This window comes from Pseudomonas sp. MCal1 (genome assembly GCF_026341415.1).
GTDB lineage: Bacteria > Pseudomonadota > Gammaproteobacteria > Pseudomonadales > Pseudomonadaceae > Aquipseudomonas.
In genome coordinates this window covers 236238-252977 of record NZ_JAKUMP010000003.1, presented here as the reverse complement: position 1 = coordinate 252977, position 16740 = coordinate 236238, and the positions used below count along the sequence as shown (strand labels likewise).

Here is a 16740-nt window from a genome sequence, read left to right as displayed (position 1 = left end):
AAACGACAAAGCCCTGAATAATCAGGGCTTTGTCACATCAAATATGGCGGAGGCGATGGGATTCGAACTCATGGACCTGTTACAGTCGACGGTTTTCAAGACCGTTGCCTTAAACCACTCGGCCACACCTCCGTTGCGTTGCGGGCGCCATAATACCTGAATGAAACACACTGTCAAACTCTGTGCATGGCTTGTTACAGAGCGTCTGTTATGATCTTTGCGACTGAACGTTTCAAACCAACAGGAGTGTCGCCATGCGCGAACAGGATTACGCAGTTCACAACAGCGTGCAGGCTGAGCAGCTAGAGGTTAGCCGCGTCCTGCGCAACACTTACGGTCTACTGGCGCTCACCCTCGCATTCAGCGGTGTGATGGCGTTCGTAGCCCAGCAGATGCGGGTCGGCTACCCGAACATTTTCGTGGTGCTGATCGGTTTCTACGGGCTGTTCTTCCTCACCAACAAGCTTCGTGATTCCGCCTGGGGCCTGGTGTCGGCGTTTGCCCTGACCGGTTTCATGGGTTTCCTGCTCGGCCCGATCCTCAACCGTTACCTGGGCATGCAGGGCGGCGCTGAAGTCGTAAGCTCCGCGTTCGCGATGACCGCACTGGTGTTTGGTGGTCTGTCGGCCTACGTGCTGATCACCCGCAAGGACATGAGCTTCCTCGGTGGTTTCATCACCGCCGGTTTCTTCGTCCTGCTGGGCGCGACGCTGGCGAGCATGTTCTTCCAGATCAGCGGTCTGCAACTGGCGATCAGCGCAGGTTTCGTACTGTTCTCGTCGGTCTGCATCCTGTTCCAGACCAGCGCCATCATCCATGGCGGCGAGCGCAACTACATCATGGCGACCATCAGCCTGTATGTATCGATCTACAACCTGTTCGTCAGCCTGTTGCAGATCTTCGGCATCATGAGCCGCGACGACTGATCGCTGCACCGCTATAAACAGAAAACCCGCGAAAGCGGGTTTTTTGTTGCCTGCGAAAAAGAGAGCAGGCGATCAATTGATCACGATGCTGCCATCAGCCTGTTGCTTATAGATCGTGTAGGGCAACAGCAATGTATCGAGCACTCCCGACACGGCCGCATCGACCAGCAGGCCCGGCGTCGCGTTCTTGTAGTTGAACGCATCGACGTCATCCGGCTTTTCGGCGTGCAGCAGGCAGAAGTCGTACGTCACGCCACTGTAGATGCGCGGTACGGCGCCGCAGTAGGATTTGTTAGCCTTCAACTGCTCGGTGGAATGCTTGTCACTGAATGCTACGGTCTGCACCGTCCCGCACCCAGCCAGCATCAACGCCGCCAGCATCATTGCCTGAATTTTCATGCCGCCAATCCTTCGCCGGAAAAACTCAATCTTCGCCGCTTATCCCATCGGCGGCAATCGACGTTTCACCGGGGTCTTCTTGACGATCGCGGTATTGGTTTCCGCCAGGGTATTCAGCCGATCGAGCAGGGTATCGAGCTGCTCCATCGAACGCACATGCAGACGAGCGATAAAACAATCCTCGCCAGTAACCTTGTCGCATTCGGTGAATTCGGGAATCGACAGGATCTGCCGCTCGACTTCCTGCAATTGCCCCGGCAATGGCCGTACCCGGACAATCGCCTGTAACTGATAACCGAAGCACTTCGGGTCGATCTCCACGGTGTAGCCCTTGAGCACACCGCGTTCTTCCAGGCGGCGCAAGCGCTCGGCCACGCTGGGCGAGGACAGCCCGCTGATCTGCGCCAGCGCCTTGAGCGAGCGCCGTGAATCCTCCATCAAGGCCCCGATCAGGATCTGGTCGATATCGTCGGTCATACAAAACTCCTGCATTAGGCGAATGGCTCAAACCACCCTTGATAAAAAAGGCAGAAATCGAGTTTAGCCTGCTTTTTGCGCTGGAGAAGCCTCGGTCTCGCTTGGCATACTTTTGCCACACATTAAGGAGATTGATGATGGACAAAACAATCCGTCGCGGCTCATTCGAAATGACCGCCGCCATGCTGATATCCGGGACGATCGGCTGGTTCGTGCTGGTGTCCGGGCAACCGGTGCTGGACGTGGTGTTCTGGCGCTGCGTGTTCGGCGCCGGGACTTTGTTGCTGATCTGCGCCGCTTTCGGCTTCCTGCGGTCAGGCATTCTGACCCGCGCCACATTCCTGCTTGCTGTGCTCAGTGGGGGGGCGATTGTCGGTAACTGGGTATTGCTGTTCGCTTCTTATTCACGGGCTTCGATTGCCATCGGTACGGCGGTGTACAACGTGCAGCCGTTCATGTTGGTGGGGCTGGCGGCGCTGTTTCTCGGCGAAAAGATCACCCTGCAGAAGCTGTTCTGGCTGGCGATTTCCTTCATGGGGATGCTGGCCATCGTCAGTGCCCACGGCGTGCAGGGCGAGGGCGGCAGTGACTACCTGACCGGGATCGCGCTGGCGCTGGGGGCGGCGTTTCTGTACGCCATCGCTGCGTTGATCATCAAGCGCCTGAGCGGCACGCCGCCGCATCTGATTGCGCTGATCCAGGTCTGCACCGGTGTGTTGCTGCTCGCGCCGTTCGCCCATTTCTCGGCAATGCCCGAGGCACCAAGCGCTTGGGCCAGTCTGGTGACGCTAGGCATTGTCCATACCGGCCTGATGTACGTTCTGCTCTACGGTGCGATCCAGAAACTACCGACCGCATTGACCGGCGCGCTGTCGTTCATCTACCCGATCGCGGCGATTTTCGTCGACTGGTTTGCTTTCGGTCATCAACTGCAAACCCTGCAATGGATCGGCGTGGCGGCGATCCTGTTGGCCGCTGCCGGCATGCAACAGGGCTGGGGCCTGAAGGCGCGGCGCCTGGCCGCGCAGTAAACCTCAGATATTCCAGCGCGGCGCAGTCTTCGCCAGACGCTGGCGCATCTCGCTGATGTTGGCTGCCAGTTGCCGGGTCAACAGACGGTAACCGTCCAGCGGGCTGTAGACCGGCGTGTCGAGGCTGGCGTCCGGCAATTCCACCGGGCGTCCCAACCGCTGGGATGCGCCGGTTTTCAACGCCCGGGCCATGCCGATCAATTGCACGCGAATATGCCGGTGCTCGGCCCTGAGCGCCGCTTGCAGGTGCGCCATGGCGTCGGGATCGTTGGCGTCCGGGCGGATGTTGCCAAGGATTTCCAGAGTGCTGATGCACATGCGCAGGTTACGCTGGATCGCGTCCAGTTCGGTCATCGAGACTTTGACTTCCTTGGACACCGACGGCATCAGCGAACGCAGTTGCACCATCACCGCGTTCAGCCGGCTCATCAACTTCAAGTGTTCGTCGGCCGTCACCGGTTGGCCACCGATGATCCGCCCGTACACCGTGGCGCAATCACGCAACGCATCGGCCAGGTTGTAGCGCCACGAGTACACCGCGTACAGCGGCAGGGCGAAAGAAAAGGCCAGGGCCAGGGCGATACCGATCAGGATATCGACCCCGCGCCACAGCCCGTCGGTGATCGGGTTGTCGCCATGCCCGGCGACGATGAAAACGGTGATGGCCGAGAGCAGGGCGGTGTAGCCGCCCTTGCCGATGGCGTGATACGAAAAGAATCCGCACACCACCGCCATTGCAAAATAGGTCAGCCACGGCATGCCCAGCCACGCATGCTGCGCCACCAATAACAGGCCGACGCCGGCGCCGATCAAGGTGCCGGTGGCGCGTTCGGCGGCTTTCTTGCCGATGTTGCCGTGGTGTTGCAAGCCGCCGATTACCACCAGCATGGTCACCGACGCCCATTCGCCGTGGGGCAGATTGATGCCGGTGGTCAGCAGGATCGTCGCCAACAACCCCAGTGCGACCCGCACCGCGTGAATGGTTCGTGCATGGCGATAGCGTCGATACGGATCAAGCAATGGCCGCAGGATCCGCCGAAACAGCGGCGGCCAGCGATGGGAGCTGAAAGTACTCAGCGCTGATTCCTCCTCAGAAGATGTAGTCGGTGGCGATGAAGTTCGAATCGCGCCCGCGAATGATTTCGCTGATCAGATCCTTGTTGGGTTCCTGGAACTTGGTTGCCACCAGCGTACGGATCGAAAACACCCGCAGTGCATCGTGTACCGACAGCGTGCCCTCGGCGGAGTTCTTGCGCCCGTTGAACGGGTAAGTGTCCGGACCGCGCTGGCACTGGGCGTTGAGATTGATCCGACCGACCTGGTTGGCAAAGGTGTCGACCAGTCGACCGACCGCCACCGGGTTGGTGCCGAAGATGCTCAGTTGCTGGCCGAAGTCCGACTCCAGGACGTAGTCGATGACGGTGTCGAGGTGACGGTACGGCACGATCGGCACCACCGGGCCGAATTGCTCTTCCTGATACACGCGCATCTGCGGCGTCACCGGGTACAGCACCGCCGGATAGAAGAACGAGGCCCGCGCTTCGCCACCATCAGGGTTGACCACCTGGGCGCCCTTGCTCTGCGCATCGGCCACCAGACCATGCAGATAATCGACCTTGCCCGACTCCGGCAGCGGCGTCAGCGAAACCCCGCTGTCCCACGGCATGCCCGGTTTGAGGCTGGCCAGTTTGGCGTTGAATTTCTCGATGAAGTTTTCGACCACGTCTTCATGCACGAACAGGATTTTCAACGCGGTGCAGCGCTGGCCGTTGAACGACAGAGAGCCGGTAACCGCTTCGCTGACGGCATTGTCCAGATCCACCTCGGGCAGAACGATGCCGGGGTTCTTCGCATCCAGCCCCAGCGCGGCGCGCAAACGGTGTGGTTTCGGGTGCAGTTTTTTCAGGTCGCTGGCGGCCTTGTTGGTGCCGATGAAGGCGAAGATGTCGATCTTGCCGCTGGCCATCAGCGCACTGACGGTCTCACGGCCGCTGCCGTAAATCACGTTGATCACGCCGGTCGGGAAGCTGTCGCGGAAGGCTTCAAGCAATGGGCGGATCAGCAGCACGCCGAGCTTGGCCGGTTTGAACACCACGGTGTTGCCCATGATCAGCGCCGGAATCAGCGTGGTGAAGGTCTCGTTCAGCGGATAGTTGTAGGGGCCCATGCACAGCGCCACGCCAAGCGGGACGCGGCGGATCTGGCCGAGGGTGTCCTGTTCCAGCTCGAAGCGGCTGGAGCGGCGGTCGAGTTCTTTCAGTGCATTGATGGTGTCGACGATATAGTCGCAGGTGCGGTCGAACTCTTTTTCCGAGTCCTTGAGGTTTTTGCCGATTTCCCACATCAGCAGTTTCACCACGGCATCGCGCTGTTGGCGCATGCGCCCGAGGAAGGCCTCGACGTGCTGGATGCGTTCGGCCACGCGCAGGGTCGGCCACAGGCCCTGGCCCCGGTCGTAGGCGCGCACGGCGGCGTCGAGGGCGGTGAGGGCGGTGTCGGCGTCCAGCAGCGGCGTGCTGCCGAGGATCACTTGTTCGTCGCCGTTGTCGCCCTGCAGATAGACCGGGCTGCGCACGGTGGCGAGCGGGCCGTCCCAGCGGCGCAACTCGCCATCGACCAGGTATTCGCGTTGCTCGACCTGACCGTCGAGGCGGTATTTTTCCGGGATGTCGCTGACAGAAGGGAACAGGTTGCCAAGGATGTTTGCTGTGGTCATGTCGCTACCCCGCGTCATTGAAAAAGTCTGTAACGGTTATACGCCTGAACGCGCCGAAATTTAAACCCGCAAATGTCACGCGAATGTCACGCGAAACCGCACAGCAGAGAGGGCATCCACACATGATCATTCCATGCTCTGCGTGGTAATGCCTCAAGGGACGCTCCGCGTTCCAAGCGGACGCAGAGCGTCCAGGGCTGCATTCCCACGCGGAGCGTGGGAACGATCGTCTTCGGTAATGGGCTGGCCCCGTTTGCCCCCCTCAATGTCCCGCAATGCCCTCAACCCGCCGACCTGCCTGCCTTAAGGTGTGAGCACAACAATAAGCGAGGCCGTTATGCGGGCAATCCGACTCACATTATTACTGGCATTGGCCATGACGCTGCCTGGCTGTGGCGAAGACCCCAAGCCCCCGGCCAGCACCAACAACGCCATTCCCAAAGACCCGGCGCTGGCGCAGATCTACGCCAACAGCTGCCAGCTCTGCCACGCCAACCCTGCCGCGAATGCGCCGTTGACCGGTGACCGCCAGGCCTGGGAACCGCGCATCCAGCAGGGCGCCGACACGCTGCTCGACCACGCCATCAACGGCTACAACGGCATGCCGCCGATGGGCCAGTGCGTCGAGTGCTCGGAAGAACAATTCCTTCAGTTGATCGGCTTCATGGCCGACCAGCCGCTCCCACAATAAGGATCCTGGCATGCCGATAGATCTGACACGCCGGCAGTTGTTGCAACGGGCAAGCATCGTCGGGGCGTTCAGCGCGCTGGCTTCCAATCCGGCGCTGGGCCAGTTGATGCGCGCGCCTCGACTGATTCCCTGGCGCAACTGGTCGGGCGGGCAGAGCTGCCTGCCGGCGGCGCGGGTGGCGCCGAAGAATCTCGATGAGTTGACGACGATCATTCAGCAGGCACCGGGCAAGATCCGCCCGGTCGGCTCGGCGCATTCCTTCAGCGCGCTGGTGCCAACCGACGGTACGCTGTTGTCGCTCAGCTACTTCAACGGCCTGCTCGATCACGACCCGAAAACCCTGCAAGCCGAATTCGCGGCCGGCACGCCGATGTCGCGCATGGGCGTACCGCTCAAGGACGTCGGTCAGGCCCTGCAAAACATGGCCGACATCGATTACCAGACCCTGGCCGGGGCCATTTCCACCTCGACTCACGGCACCGGCAAAACCTTCCAGTCCTATTCCGCCCACGTCTGCGGGATGCAACTGGTAACCGCCAGCGGCGAGGTGCTGGATTGCGACCGCCAGCATCACCCCGAGGTATTCAACGCCGCCCGTGTATCCCTGGGCGCGCTGGGCGTAGCGACCAAAATCCGCCTGCAAAACCGCCCGGCCTATCGCCTGCGCGAGCGACAGTGGATCGCCAGGACCGAAGAGTTGCTGGAAGACATCGACAAGAACACAAGCGAAAACCAGCACTGGGAAATGCTCGTCGTCACCCATTCCGACTACGCCTTGTCGATCGCCCTCAACGAAACCACCGACCCGCCCACGCCGCCGATCCCGCCTGAAGAGGAGGGCGGCAACGAGTTCGTGACCCTGATCGAGAAGATCGACAAGTACGGCAGCGATTTCCCGGGCTTGCGCAGCTCGCTGCTCAACAGCCTGCGGCATCTGGCGAGCTTTGATGACCGGGTTGGTGACTCGTTCGACATCTACGCCAACGTGCGCACCGTGCGCTTCAATGAAATGGAATATTCGGTGCCCGCTGAACATGGCCCGGCGTGTCTGCGGGAGATTCTCAAGCTGATCCGCGACAAGGACCTGCGCACCTGGTTTCCCATCGAGTACCGCTACGTCAAGGCCGACGACATTCCGCTGAGCATGTTCGAGGGCCGCGACAGCTGCTCGATCTCGGTCCACCAGCATTACCAGATGGACCACCACAACTTCTTCGCCGCGATCGAGCCGATCTTCTGGAAGTACAACGGCCGGCCGCACTGGGGCAAATTGCACACGCTCAACGCCCGCACGTTGCAAACGCTCTATCCGCGCTGGCAGGAATTCATTCAGGTACGCCAGGCGCTGGACCCGAGCGGCAAGTTTCTCAACGGGCATCTGTCGTCGATTCTGGGGGTGAGCTGATGGCGGTCAATCGACGTAATTTCGTGCTCGGGACTTTGGGTGTCGGCGCTTTGCTGGTGGGGGTTGGCGCATGGCTGCGGCCGGGGGATCGCGGCGGGCCTTACAGCGACTATTTCCGGGCGCTGAACAATGAACTCAAGAGCAAAGGCCCGATGCGCCCGGTGTTGCTGATTGATCTGGATCGCCTCGACCACAACATCGACGTGGTGATGCGTTCGGTCAATCGTGCGGGCAAGCAGTTGCGGCTGGTGGAGAAATCCCTGCCGTCACCGGGCCTGCTCAGCTACATCGGCCAACGGGCAGGGACGCAGCGACTGATGTCGTTTCATCAGCCGTTTCTCAATCATGATGCGGTGATGTTTCCGCATTCGGACATCCTGCTCGGCAAGCCGCTACCGGTGCGTTCGGCGGAGATTTTCTACCAGACCCACAAAGGCCCGTTCGCCCCGGCGAAACAACTGCAATGGCTGATCGACAACCCCGAACGCTTGCAGCAATACCTCGCGCTGGCCCAGGGCTTGGGCACTCGCATGCTGATCAACATCGAACTGGACGTCGGCCTGCACCGGGGCGGCGTCAGCGATCTGAACGTGCTCGGGCAAATGCTCGCGCTGATCGCCGCCAACCCGCAGCATCTGGAATTCGCCGGGTTCATGGGCTACGACCCGTTCGTGGGTATGGGTGTGCCGGGGATTCTCGGTTCGCCCGAGGAACTGTTCGCCAGGGTGATGGTGATTTATCAGCGCTGCGTCGACTTTATCCGGCAGCAATACCCGGCGCTGTGGCACGACGGCTTGTGCCTGAACACTGCCGGCAGCCCGAGTTACCGCATGCATGAAAACGAGCACCTGAGCACTGAGGTGTCGGTGGGCACGGCGATGCTCAAGCCGACTCATTACGACTTGCCTTCTCTGGTTGAACACGAACCCGCCGCGTACATCGCCACGCCGGTGTTGAAAAGCACCGGAGCAGTAAACATCCCGGCGCTGGATGACAAGTCGAAACTGTTTTCGTGGTGGGACACCAACCAGCGCCAGACTTTCTTCATCTACGGCGGTAACTGGATGGCCGAGTTCGAATCGCCGCCGGGGCTTCAAAGCAATGGCGTTTACGGCCGTAGCTCGAATCAGGAGATGGTCAATGGTTCGAATGCCGTGGGGCTGACGGTGGAGGATCAAGTCTTTCTGCGACCGACCCAGACCGAAGCCGTCCTCCTGCAATTCGGTGATTTGCTGGCGGTACGTGGCGGCAAGATCGTCGATACCTGGCCGGTTTATTCCTGACCAATAAAACAAGCTCGCTCCCACAGGTTTTTATGGTGCCTGATCGATCTCATTCGATTTCTGTAATGAAGCTTTTATGACAAAAGTTCGGTAGCACATCGCCAGTCCGGTCATGCCTATGTAACGCGCTTGAGGGGCCCTTTGGGCGCTTTTCACAAGCCGAGGCGGGACGCCGGGAGTGAGGCAATGGGGACTATGGAACGCTACTCGAAAGTAGGCATGCAGGAACTCGATCAACGCCTGTCGAAGATCGTTGAAGCCGCGCGCAAGAAGCCGGTTTCGGTGTATCGCTACGGTGCGCCGTGGGTCTGGATCGTGTCGCAGGATGACTGGCAGGGCGCCTTGAAAGAGGTCTCCAGTTATATTCCGCCGGGTCATTCGCTGGTGCTGCTGCGCCCGCAGATCGATGACCTGCTCGACGCCCATCGCGACCTCCTGCACGACCTCGATGCCCAACCCGGCATGCTGATCGCCCCGCAGACGGTCATGCACATCCTGCTGCTGCAACTGCTGTATTCGGTGCCCAGCGAGCAGCAGCTCTATGAACAGCTCAATTACAACCTGCTGTTCCGCTGGTTTGTCGGCCTCGGCCTGAACCAGAAAGTCTGGAGCTTCAACGTCCTCAGTCGCGACATCGCCACGTTGCTCAACGAGCCGCGTGCGGTGCAGCTCATCCAGAAAATCATCGGTGAAGTGTTCTGCGGCGCGCTGCTGCAAATGCCCGAGTTCTCGCTGAACTTCGCGCTGCTGCACACCTGGCTGGGCAAACACACCGGGCCCCGCACGTCAGCAATTAACAACGCCAGTAATTGACGCACACGCAAGACGCATGAGCGCCAACAGGTCATCGCGAATTTCAGGGGGTAGTGTGGAGCAGATTTTCACGTCACGGCTGGCGCTGTGGGGCTGGCTGCTGGTGACGGCCGGCGTGCAGCCGGCGCTCGCCGATGAGGCCGCAAACGCAGGTGCGCAACGTCTGGTGGACGTCAACGAATACTTCGTGCGCGGCAACACCGTGCTCGATGCCCGGGCCATCGAAGAAGCGGTGTACCCGTTCCTCGGCCCGCAAAAAGCCTTGAGCGACATCGAAGGCGCGCGAGACGCCTTGCAGAAGGCTTATCAGGAACGCGGCTACCAATCGGTGTTCGTCGAACTGCCGGAGCAAGCCGTGGCCGACGGCATCGTGTATCTGCAAGTCAGCGAAACCAAGGTCGGCCGGGTGCGTGTGGTCGGCGCCAAACACTATTCGCCGCTGGACATCCGCGACAACGTCCCGGCCCTGAAGGAAGGCGAGGTGCCGGACTTCGCCAAGGTCCAGGGCGAACTGGCGCAACTCAACAAAACCCCGGGCCGGCAGGTAATGCCGCTGGTGCGCGAAGGGCAGCGCCCCGGCACCATGGACGTGGATTTGCAGGTCGAAGACCAGAACCCGTGGACCGCCAGCGTCGGCCTGAACAACGACTACAGTGCCGACACCGAAAAACTGCGTACTGTCACCAGCCTCGGTTACAACAATCTTTGGCAGTTGGGGCACAGCGTCAACCTGACGTTCTTCACCGCGCCCCAGGAAACCGACAATGCCAAGGTCTGGTCGGGCTCCTACACCGCGCCGCTGACCGAGCGCTGGAGCGTGCAGTTCTCCGGCTACCAGTCCGACAGCAACGTCGCCACCCTCGGCGGCAGCAACGTGCTCGGCAAGGGCCATTCCTACGGGTTAGCGGCGATCTACACGATCCCGTCCAGCGGCAACTGGTCGAACTCGCTGTCGGCCGGCATCGACTTCAAGGACTTCGACGAGCGCCTGACCCTGTCCGGCGAAAGCGACAAGGTGCCGCTCAAATACGCGCCGTTCACCTTCGCCTACAACGGCTATCGCTACAGCGAAAAGAGCCAGCTCGGCCTCGGCCTGAGCCTGGTCGCGGCCACTCGAAGCTTCTTCGGTTACGGCAGCTCCGACGAAGACTTCGACTACAAACGCTACCGCGCCAACCCGAGTTTCGCCGTGCTCAAGGGCGATACCAACTTCACCTGGACCTTCGACAGCGACTGGCAGAGCGCAAGCAAAGCGGCGTTCCAACTGGCGTCGGGGCCACTGGTTTCCAACGAACAATTCTCCGCCGGCGGCGCGACTTCGGTGCGCGGCTATCTGGCCGCTGAACGTACCGCCGATGACGGCTTTCTGCTGAGCGAAGAACTGCGCACACCGTCGCTGGCCAAGTACGTCGGCGGCTGGATGCAGGACTGGCGCTTCTACGCCTTCGCCGAGGGCGCGCAACTCTACCTGCGCGACGAACTGCCGGACCAGGATGCCAATTACGCCCTGGCCAGTGTCGGCCTCGGCACCCGCGCCAGCCTCAGCAAGTGGCTGTCCGGCAGCCTCGACTGGGGCTACCCGCTACTCGAAGGGCCGAACACCTCGAAACAGGAATCGCGCCTGCACTTCAACCTTCAGGCCACTTTCTAACAAGGAGCACCTCCATGCAGCGCCTTTTCCTTTCGTTGTTGATCTGCCTGGGCTTTGTGCTCCCGGCCACGGCTCAGGCCTGGTGGCAGGACGACTGGCACTACCGCAAACAGATCGCCGTCGACACCACGCCGCAAGGCGCCGCGATCAATCAAACCCTTGGCCGCACCGCGCTGCTGGTGCGCCTGCACACCGGCAACTTCACGTTTGACGGCGTGAAAGAGGACGGCTCGGACCTGCGTTTCGTCGCCGCCGATGACAAGACCGTGCTCAACCACCAGATCGAAAGCTTCGACGCGCTGATGGGCATGGCGCTGATCTGGGTCGACGTGCCGAATGTCGAGGGCGGTCAGCGTCAGGACATCTGGATGTACTACGGCAACCAGAAAGCCCCGGCCACCGGCAACGGCCAACTCACGTTCGATCCGAATTACACCGCGCTCTATCACTTCGAGGGCGCCACCGGTACCCCGGCGAAAGACACCACCGCCTACGGCAACACCGCGCAGAGCGCCACTGGCAGCGCGATTGACGGCGTAGTAGGGCGGGCCTTGCAGTTCAGCGGCCAGCCGTTGCTGTTGCCGGCCAGTCCGTCGCTGCAGCACAACGCCGGCAGCGCGTTCACCTTCAGTGCCTGGTTGCGACTGGATCAGGCTAACGGCGAGCAACTGATTCTGGCCCGTCGCGAAGGCGCCCACAGCCTGCTGGTCGGTGTGAATCAGGGCGTACCGTTCGTGGAAATCGACGGCCAGCGCGCCGTCGCCACGCAACCGCTGAATCCAGGTCAATGGCAGCACGTTGCACTGACCGCTGAAGGCGCCAAAGTGACGCTGTACATCAACGGTCGCGAAGGCGCATCGCTCGCTCAAGCGATGCCGGCGTTCAACTCGGTCATGGCCATCGGCGCTGATCTGCATGAAGGTCCTTTCCAGCCGTTCGTGGGTGCCATCGATGAACTGCGTCTGTCGAAAGTCGCCCGTCCGGCGCCGCTGTTGCTGGCTGACGCCACTTCCCAGGGCGCCGAGTCGAAACTGGTCGCCTATGGCGTCGATGAAGAACAGTCCGGCTTCGGTTTCGGCAGCCTCGGTTTCCTGCTCAACGCCGTGCCGGTCGATGCCTGGGTGATCATCGCGGTGCTGGTGCTGATGATGTTCCAGTCGTGGATCATCATGCTGCGCAAGAACCGCACCCTCAGCCGCGTCACCGCCGCCAACGAAGACTTCCGCGTGCAATTCGCCAAGGTCGGCACTCGCCTGGAAATGTTCGCCGACGACACCCAGCTCGCCCAGCGCTTGCAGCATTCGCCGCTGTGGCGCCTGTATCAGGTGGCGGTGAAAGAGATCCGCACCCGCCGCGAGCAGGGCGCCGATACCTCGTCGGTTTCGGCGGCGACCATCGAAGCGATCCGCTGCTCCATGGACGGCGTGCGCACCCGGGAAAACCAGCAACTGAGTTCGAAACTCTCGACCCTGTCCAACGCCATCGCCGGCGGCCCGTACATCGGCCTGCTCGGCACCGTGCTGGGGATCATGGTGGTGTTCCTCGGCACGGCCATGGCCGGTGACGTAAACATCAACGCCATCGCGCCAGGCATGGCGGCAGCATTGCTCGCTACCGCCATGGGCCTGTTCGTCGCGATCCCGGCGCTGTTTGGCTACAACCGCCTGATCACTCGCAACAAGGAAGTCAGCGCCGACATGCGTGTGTTTGTCGACGAGTTCATCACCCGTCTGGCGGAGATGCACGGCGAAGGCCAGTCCAGTGAGGCGGCGCATCAGCGCGGTCATCACGCCAATCACTCCGTACCGGCCTGAGGAGCACTGACATGGCGTCCGTAAATGCCTCCCACGACGATGACGAAGATGCAGCGGTGGACAGCATCAACATCACGCCACTGGTGGACGTGCTGATGGTGGTGCTGGTGATGTTCATCCTCACTGCCACCGCGCAGGTCTCCGGGATCCAGATCAACCTGCCCAAGGCCAGCGCCGCCGTGTCGCTGTCCGAGGCCAAGACCAAGGCGATTTCGGTCAACGATGGCGGCCAGGTGTTCCTCGACGCCTACCCGGTGACGCTGCCGGAGCTGGAAGAACGCCTGCGCATCGAGAAGGCGCAGAACCCGGACTTCCCGGTGATCGTGCGCGGCGATGCCACGGTGCAATACCAAAAGGTCATCGAAGTGCTGGATCTGTTGCGCCGGCTCGAACTGTCCCAGGTCGGTCTCGTTACCGGCAAACCGACGCAGGGCTGAGTGATGACTGCACAACTGCCAATCGAGCCTCTACCGGTGAAGAAGTCGCCACTGCGCTACGTGAAGTGGGGCGCCGGGCTGATCCTCGGTGCGCTCGCCGCGTGGTTCCTGTGGCAGTGGGCCAACGACATGAGCGGTATCCGTCGGGAAGCGCCGAAGGTGCCGACGATCATTCCCTTGCCGCCACCGCCACCTCCGCCGCCGGAAAAACCGCCGGAGCCGGAAACCCCGGTCGAGGAAAAAGTCGTCGAGCCCGAGCCAACGCCAGAGCCGCAAGAGGTCAAGCCTGAAGAGGAAGCACCGCCATCGCCGGCCGACGACCTCGCCAACCCGATGCAGATCGACGGCGACGCCCAGAGCGGCAGCGACGCGTTCAACATCGGCGCGGGCAAGGGCGGCGGCATGGCCGGCGCCGGCGGTGGGCGACTGGGCAACGGCACCTACAGCCAGTTCCTAGCGTTCACCTTCCAGAAGCTGCTGCGCGAAAAACCCGACCTGCGCAACCTGGCGTTTTCGCTGCAGGCCGATGTGTGGCTGAGCAGTGTCGGCGAGATCACCCGGGTCGAGCTGATCAAGTCCAGCGGCAACCCCGAGATCGATACGCAAGTGCTCGCCGCGCTGCGCAACGCGCCCGCTTTAAGCGAACGGCCACCGGCCTCCATCACCTTGCCTGTGCGCATGTCCCTGCAAGGGCGGCGTCCGGGTTAACCGAATTCATAAAGCTGTATGAAAAGGAGTTGTGTGCAGATGATTTCCAACGTGAATCGATTGTCCCTGGCGGTCGGCATGGTCATCGCGACCCTGGTCGGTCAGGCCGCGGCAGCGCCAGCGCCCTCGGAGAACGCCACGATCAATCTGATCCGCTTGCTGGTCGAGCAGGGCATTCTGAAACAGGACAAGGCCGACGCGCTGATCGCCCAGGCCCAGAACGAAGCGGCCCAGGCCAAGCAGGCTGCGGCGTCCACCGCTGTGGCAGCCGGGCCGGTCGCGGCGCCGGGCGATGTGCGGGTGCAATACGTGCCGGCTGCGGTGCGCGACCAGATCCGTGATCAGGTCAAGGCCGAAGTCATGGCCACCGCCAAACAGGAAAACTGGGCCGCGCCCAACACTTTCCCGGACTGGGCGTCACGCATCAGCTTTGACGGTGACATTCGTCTGCGTGACGAATCGCGCTACTACTCGGGCAGCAACAGCAACGAAATCGTCGACTTTGCCAAGCTCAACAACAACGGCCCTTACGACGTGAATCCCAACAGCAGCACCGCGTTGCCGCCGTTGCTCAACACCCGCGAAGACCGCGAAAACCTGTTCCGCCTGCGCGCACGGCTGGGCATGAAAGCGGAGATTTCACCGCAATGGACCGCCGGCATCCGCATCGGCACCGGCTCGGACAACAACCCGGTGTCGACCACCCAGAACCTCGGCGGTGGCTTCTCGAAAAAGGACATCTGGCTCGATCAGGGTTACCTGACCTGGAAGCCGTCGGATGAGCTGACCCTGACCGGTGGCCGCTTCGCCAACCCGTTCATGTCCACCGACATGCTGTATTCCAACGACCTGAACTTCGACGGTGTGGCAGCCATTTTCGACCATAAGCTCAGCCGCGACTGGGGCCTGTTCGGCACCGTCGGCGCGTTCCCGGTGGATTACACCAACGACACCACCACCAGCAACGGCTTCGACAAGGAAGAAAGCGATAACAAATGGCTGTACGGCGCGCAAATCGGCGCCAAATGGGCGATCAACAGCAACAACCGCTTGAAAGGCGCGCTGGCCTACTACCGCTTCGACGACATCGAAGGCCAGCGCTCCAGTCCTTGCGAACCGTGGGCCGGCGCACCGGGCTGCGACAGCGACGGCACCCGCGCAGCGTTCATGCAGAAGGGCAACAGCGTGTTTCTGCTGCGTGACATCACGCCGAACCCGCTCAACCCGAGCACCACGCCGCAACCTCAGTTCGTTGGCCTGGCGTCCGAGTTCAACCTGCTGGACCTCAACGTGGTGTGGGACGCCGACCTGCCGGAAGACTTCAAACTGCGCAGCCAGGGCAACTACATCCACAATCTCGGCTACGACGAAGGCGACATGCGCAAGCGTTCGGCCGGGCAACTGGTCAACAACCTCGACAGCAGCGGCAACATCGAAAGCGGCGCCAATGCGTGGATGGTCCAGTTCACCCTCGGCAACGCGCTGGAGCTGAAGAAGCAGGGCGACTGGAACCTGTTCGCCGGCTACAAGTACATCCAGCCAGATGCCTTGCCGGATGGCTTCAACGACTCGTCGTTCCACCTGGGCGGCACCAACGCCAAGGGCTATATCCTCGGCGGCAACTACGGCCTGGCAAAGAACGTTTACGCCACCGGCCGCTGGATGAGCACCGAGGCGGTGTACGGTGCGCCGTTCGACATCGACGTCATGCAGCTTGAGATCAACACGCGCTTCTAGAGCGCCGGGAGAGGGTTATGAAAATCCGCTTTTTATGGCTTGGGCTCGGCATGTTGATCGCCACCGGGGCGAGCGCCGAAGGCATGGAAGAACGCCTGCGCACCCAGTTGCGCAGCACTACCCAGCAGCTGCAAACCCTGCAAAGCCAGCAGGCCCAGGCCAGCGCCGCGCAACTGGCGGCGCAGAACGAAGCCAAGGCTGCCCAGGCGCAAATCAAGCAATTGACCGCCGAACTGGCCAAGGCCAAAGGCCTTGCCGAGCAACTGGCCGGGCAGCAGCAAACCTTGCACAGCCAGGCCCAGGCGCAAGTCGCGGCCAGCAACGAGCAGACCGGCAAGTTCAAGAAGGCCTACGAAGAGCTGTTGGTCCTGGCCCGTGCCAAAGAGGCAGAACGGTCTAAGCTTCAAGCGCAATTGACTGAGCGTGACACACAAGTGCAGCAATGTTCGGTCAAGAATCAGCAGATGTACGGCGTGGCCAAGCAGATTCTCAGCGCCTACGAAAACATCGATGTGGCCGAGGTGATGAAGATCCGCCAGCCCTTCGCCGGCAGCGCCCGGGTCAAGTTCGATGAACTGGCTCAGGGTTTTGGCGATGAACTGTACAAGACTCAATTCGATGCGCCGCAAGCCGCGATTGCGCACTGATTAAA

16 protein-coding genes and 1 tRNA gene are annotated in these 16740 nt (G+C 61.5%); 12 read left to right on the top strand and 5 right to left on the bottom strand.

The features are described 5' to 3' along the window. Positions 1-44 precede the first annotated feature (44 nt). Positions 45-132, bottom strand: a tRNA-Ser gene (locus MKZ87_RS06950). Positions 133-254: 122 nt separating this feature from the next. Here MKZ87_RS06950 and MKZ87_RS06945 point away from each other — a divergent pair. After that, positions 255-926: a Bax inhibitor-1/YccA family protein gene (locus MKZ87_RS06945; RefSeq protein ID WP_007955123.1), complete on the top strand. Its 672-nt coding sequence runs from the start codon at positions 255-257 to the stop codon at positions 924-926. Between the two features lie 72 nt (positions 927-998). On the opposite strand, the gene MKZ87_RS06940 is transcribed toward MKZ87_RS06945, so the two are convergent. Further along, positions 999-1325 (bottom strand): YceK/YidQ family lipoprotein, encoded by a 327-nt coding sequence (locus tag MKZ87_RS06940; RefSeq protein WP_085703955.1) that lies wholly within the window; start codon positions 1323-1325, stop codon positions 999-1001. A 39-nt stretch (positions 1326-1364) separates the two neighbouring features. After that, positions 1365-1802 carry an Lrp/AsnC family transcriptional regulator gene (locus MKZ87_RS06935; RefSeq protein WP_085700731.1) on the bottom strand — a complete coding sequence of 146 codons (438 nt, stop codon included), beginning with the start codon at positions 1800-1802 and terminating at the stop codon, positions 1365-1367. A 137-nt stretch (positions 1803-1939) separates the two neighbouring features. Here MKZ87_RS06935 and MKZ87_RS06930 point away from each other — a divergent pair, with 137 nt between their 5' ends. Then, on the top strand, positions 1940-2833 hold the full coding sequence (locus tag MKZ87_RS06930) for a DMT family transporter (protein WP_266200471.1): 894 nt from the start codon (positions 1940-1942) through the stop codon (positions 2831-2833). A 3-nt stretch (positions 2834-2836) separates the two neighbouring features. Here the strand turns inward: MKZ87_RS06930 and MKZ87_RS06925 are convergent, their stop codons facing one another. Both MKZ87_RS06925 and MKZ87_RS06920 read right to left on the bottom strand, forming a co-directional pair. Beyond that, positions 2837-3877: an FUSC family protein gene (locus MKZ87_RS06925; RefSeq protein WP_266200584.1), complete on the bottom strand. Its 1041-nt coding sequence runs from the start codon at positions 3875-3877 to the stop codon at positions 2837-2839. A 46-nt stretch (positions 3878-3923) separates the two neighbouring features. Beyond that, entirely contained in the window at positions 3924-5549 is a 1626-nt protein-coding gene (locus tag MKZ87_RS06920; protein ID WP_266200470.1) for an NADP-dependent glyceraldehyde-3-phosphate dehydrogenase, read from the bottom strand. 337 nt (positions 5550-5886) lie between these two features. Here MKZ87_RS06920 and MKZ87_RS06915 point away from each other — a divergent pair, with 337 nt between their 5' ends. The 10 genes from MKZ87_RS06915 to MKZ87_RS06870 all read left to right on the top strand — a co-directional run bounded on the left by MKZ87_RS06915 (position 5887) and on the right by MKZ87_RS06870 (position 16735). After that, on the top strand, positions 5887-6240 hold the full coding sequence (locus tag MKZ87_RS06915; RefSeq protein ID WP_227235443.1) for a c-type cytochrome: 354 nt from the start codon (positions 5887-5889) through the stop codon (positions 6238-6240). A gap of 76 nt (positions 6241-6316) precedes the next feature. Continuing rightward, the gene (locus tag MKZ87_RS06910) at positions 6317-7645 is read left to right on the top strand and encodes a D-arabinono-1,4-lactone oxidase (RefSeq protein ID WP_266200583.1); all 1329 of its coding nucleotides are present in this window, start codon (positions 6317-6319) and stop codon (positions 7643-7645) included. 74 nt (positions 7646-7719) lie between these two features. Then, positions 7720-8928 (top strand): DSD1 family PLP-dependent enzyme, encoded by a 1209-nt coding sequence (locus MKZ87_RS06905; RefSeq protein ID WP_266200582.1) that lies wholly within the window; start codon positions 7720-7722, stop codon positions 8926-8928. Positions 8929-9114: 186 nt separating this feature from the next. Further along, positions 9115-9741 carry a transposase gene (locus tag MKZ87_RS06900; protein ID WP_085703965.1) on the top strand — a complete coding sequence of 209 codons (627 nt, stop codon included), beginning with the start codon at positions 9115-9117 and terminating at the stop codon, positions 9739-9741. A 55-nt stretch (positions 9742-9796) separates the two neighbouring features. Further along, a complete protein-coding gene (locus MKZ87_RS06895; protein ID WP_266200469.1) occupies positions 9797-11392 on the top strand; it encodes a ShlB/FhaC/HecB family hemolysin secretion/activation protein in 1596 nt (531 codons plus the stop codon). Between the two features lie 14 nt (positions 11393-11406). Beyond that, complete coding sequence (locus tag MKZ87_RS06890) at positions 11407-13206, top strand: DUF2341 domain-containing protein (protein ID WP_234205138.1); 1800 nt, start codon at positions 11407-11409, stop codon at positions 13204-13206. A gap of 11 nt (positions 13207-13217) precedes the next feature. Then, positions 13218-13643: an ExbD/TolR family protein gene (locus MKZ87_RS06885; RefSeq protein ID WP_007955109.1), complete on the top strand. Its 426-nt coding sequence runs from the start codon at positions 13218-13220 to the stop codon at positions 13641-13643. Positions 13644-13646: 3 nt separating this feature from the next. After that, the gene (locus MKZ87_RS06880; protein ID WP_234205140.1) at positions 13647-14351 is read left to right on the top strand and encodes an energy transducer TonB family protein; all 705 of its coding nucleotides are present in this window, start codon (positions 13647-13649) and stop codon (positions 14349-14351) included. Between the two features lie 39 nt (positions 14352-14390). Next, positions 14391-16088: a putative porin gene (locus MKZ87_RS06875; protein WP_234205143.1), complete on the top strand. Its 1698-nt coding sequence runs from the start codon at positions 14391-14393 to the stop codon at positions 16086-16088. Between the two features lie 17 nt (positions 16089-16105). Then, a complete protein-coding gene (locus MKZ87_RS06870; protein WP_085700719.1) occupies positions 16106-16735 on the top strand; it encodes a DNA repair protein in 630 nt (209 codons plus the stop codon). Positions 16736-16740 lie beyond the last annotated feature (5 nt).

Excerpts from the sequence above, each read along its gene's own strand:
- MKZ87_RS06935 (WP_085700731.1), bottom strand. The coding sequence starts at position 1,802 with ATGACCGACGATATCGACCAGATCCTGATCGGGGCCTTGATGGAGGAT.
- MKZ87_RS06880 (WP_234205140.1), top strand. The coding sequence starts at position 13,647 with ATGACTGCACAACTGCCAATCGAGCCTCTACCGGTGAAGAAGTCGCCA.
- MKZ87_RS06890 (WP_234205138.1), top strand. The coding sequence starts at position 11,407 with ATGCAGCGCCTTTTCCTTTCGTTGTTGATCTGCCTGGGCTTTGTGCTC.
- MKZ87_RS06875 (WP_234205143.1), top strand. The coding sequence starts at position 14,391 with ATGATTTCCAACGTGAATCGATTGTCCCTGGCGGTCGGCATGGTCATC.
- MKZ87_RS06920 (WP_266200470.1), bottom strand. The coding sequence starts at position 5,549 with ATGACCACAGCAAACATCCTTGGCAACCTGTTCCCTTCTGTCAGCGAC.
- MKZ87_RS06870 (WP_085700719.1), top strand. The coding sequence starts at position 16,106 with ATGAAAATCCGCTTTTTATGGCTTGGGCTCGGCATGTTGATCGCCACC.
- MKZ87_RS06915 (WP_227235443.1), top strand. The coding sequence starts at position 5,887 with ATGCGGGCAATCCGACTCACATTATTACTGGCATTGGCCATGACGCTG.
- MKZ87_RS06930 (WP_266200471.1), top strand. The coding sequence starts at position 1,940 with ATGGACAAAACAATCCGTCGCGGCTCATTCGAAATGACCGCCGCCATG.
- MKZ87_RS06940 (WP_085703955.1), bottom strand. The coding sequence starts at position 1,325 with ATGAAAATTCAGGCAATGATGCTGGCGGCGTTGATGCTGGCTGGGTGC.
- MKZ87_RS06945 (WP_007955123.1), top strand. The coding sequence starts at position 255 with ATGCGCGAACAGGATTACGCAGTTCACAACAGCGTGCAGGCTGAGCAG.
- MKZ87_RS06885 (WP_007955109.1), top strand. The coding sequence starts at position 13,218 with ATGGCGTCCGTAAATGCCTCCCACGACGATGACGAAGATGCAGCGGTG.
- MKZ87_RS06900 (WP_085703965.1), top strand. The coding sequence starts at position 9,115 with ATGGGGACTATGGAACGCTACTCGAAAGTAGGCATGCAGGAACTCGAT.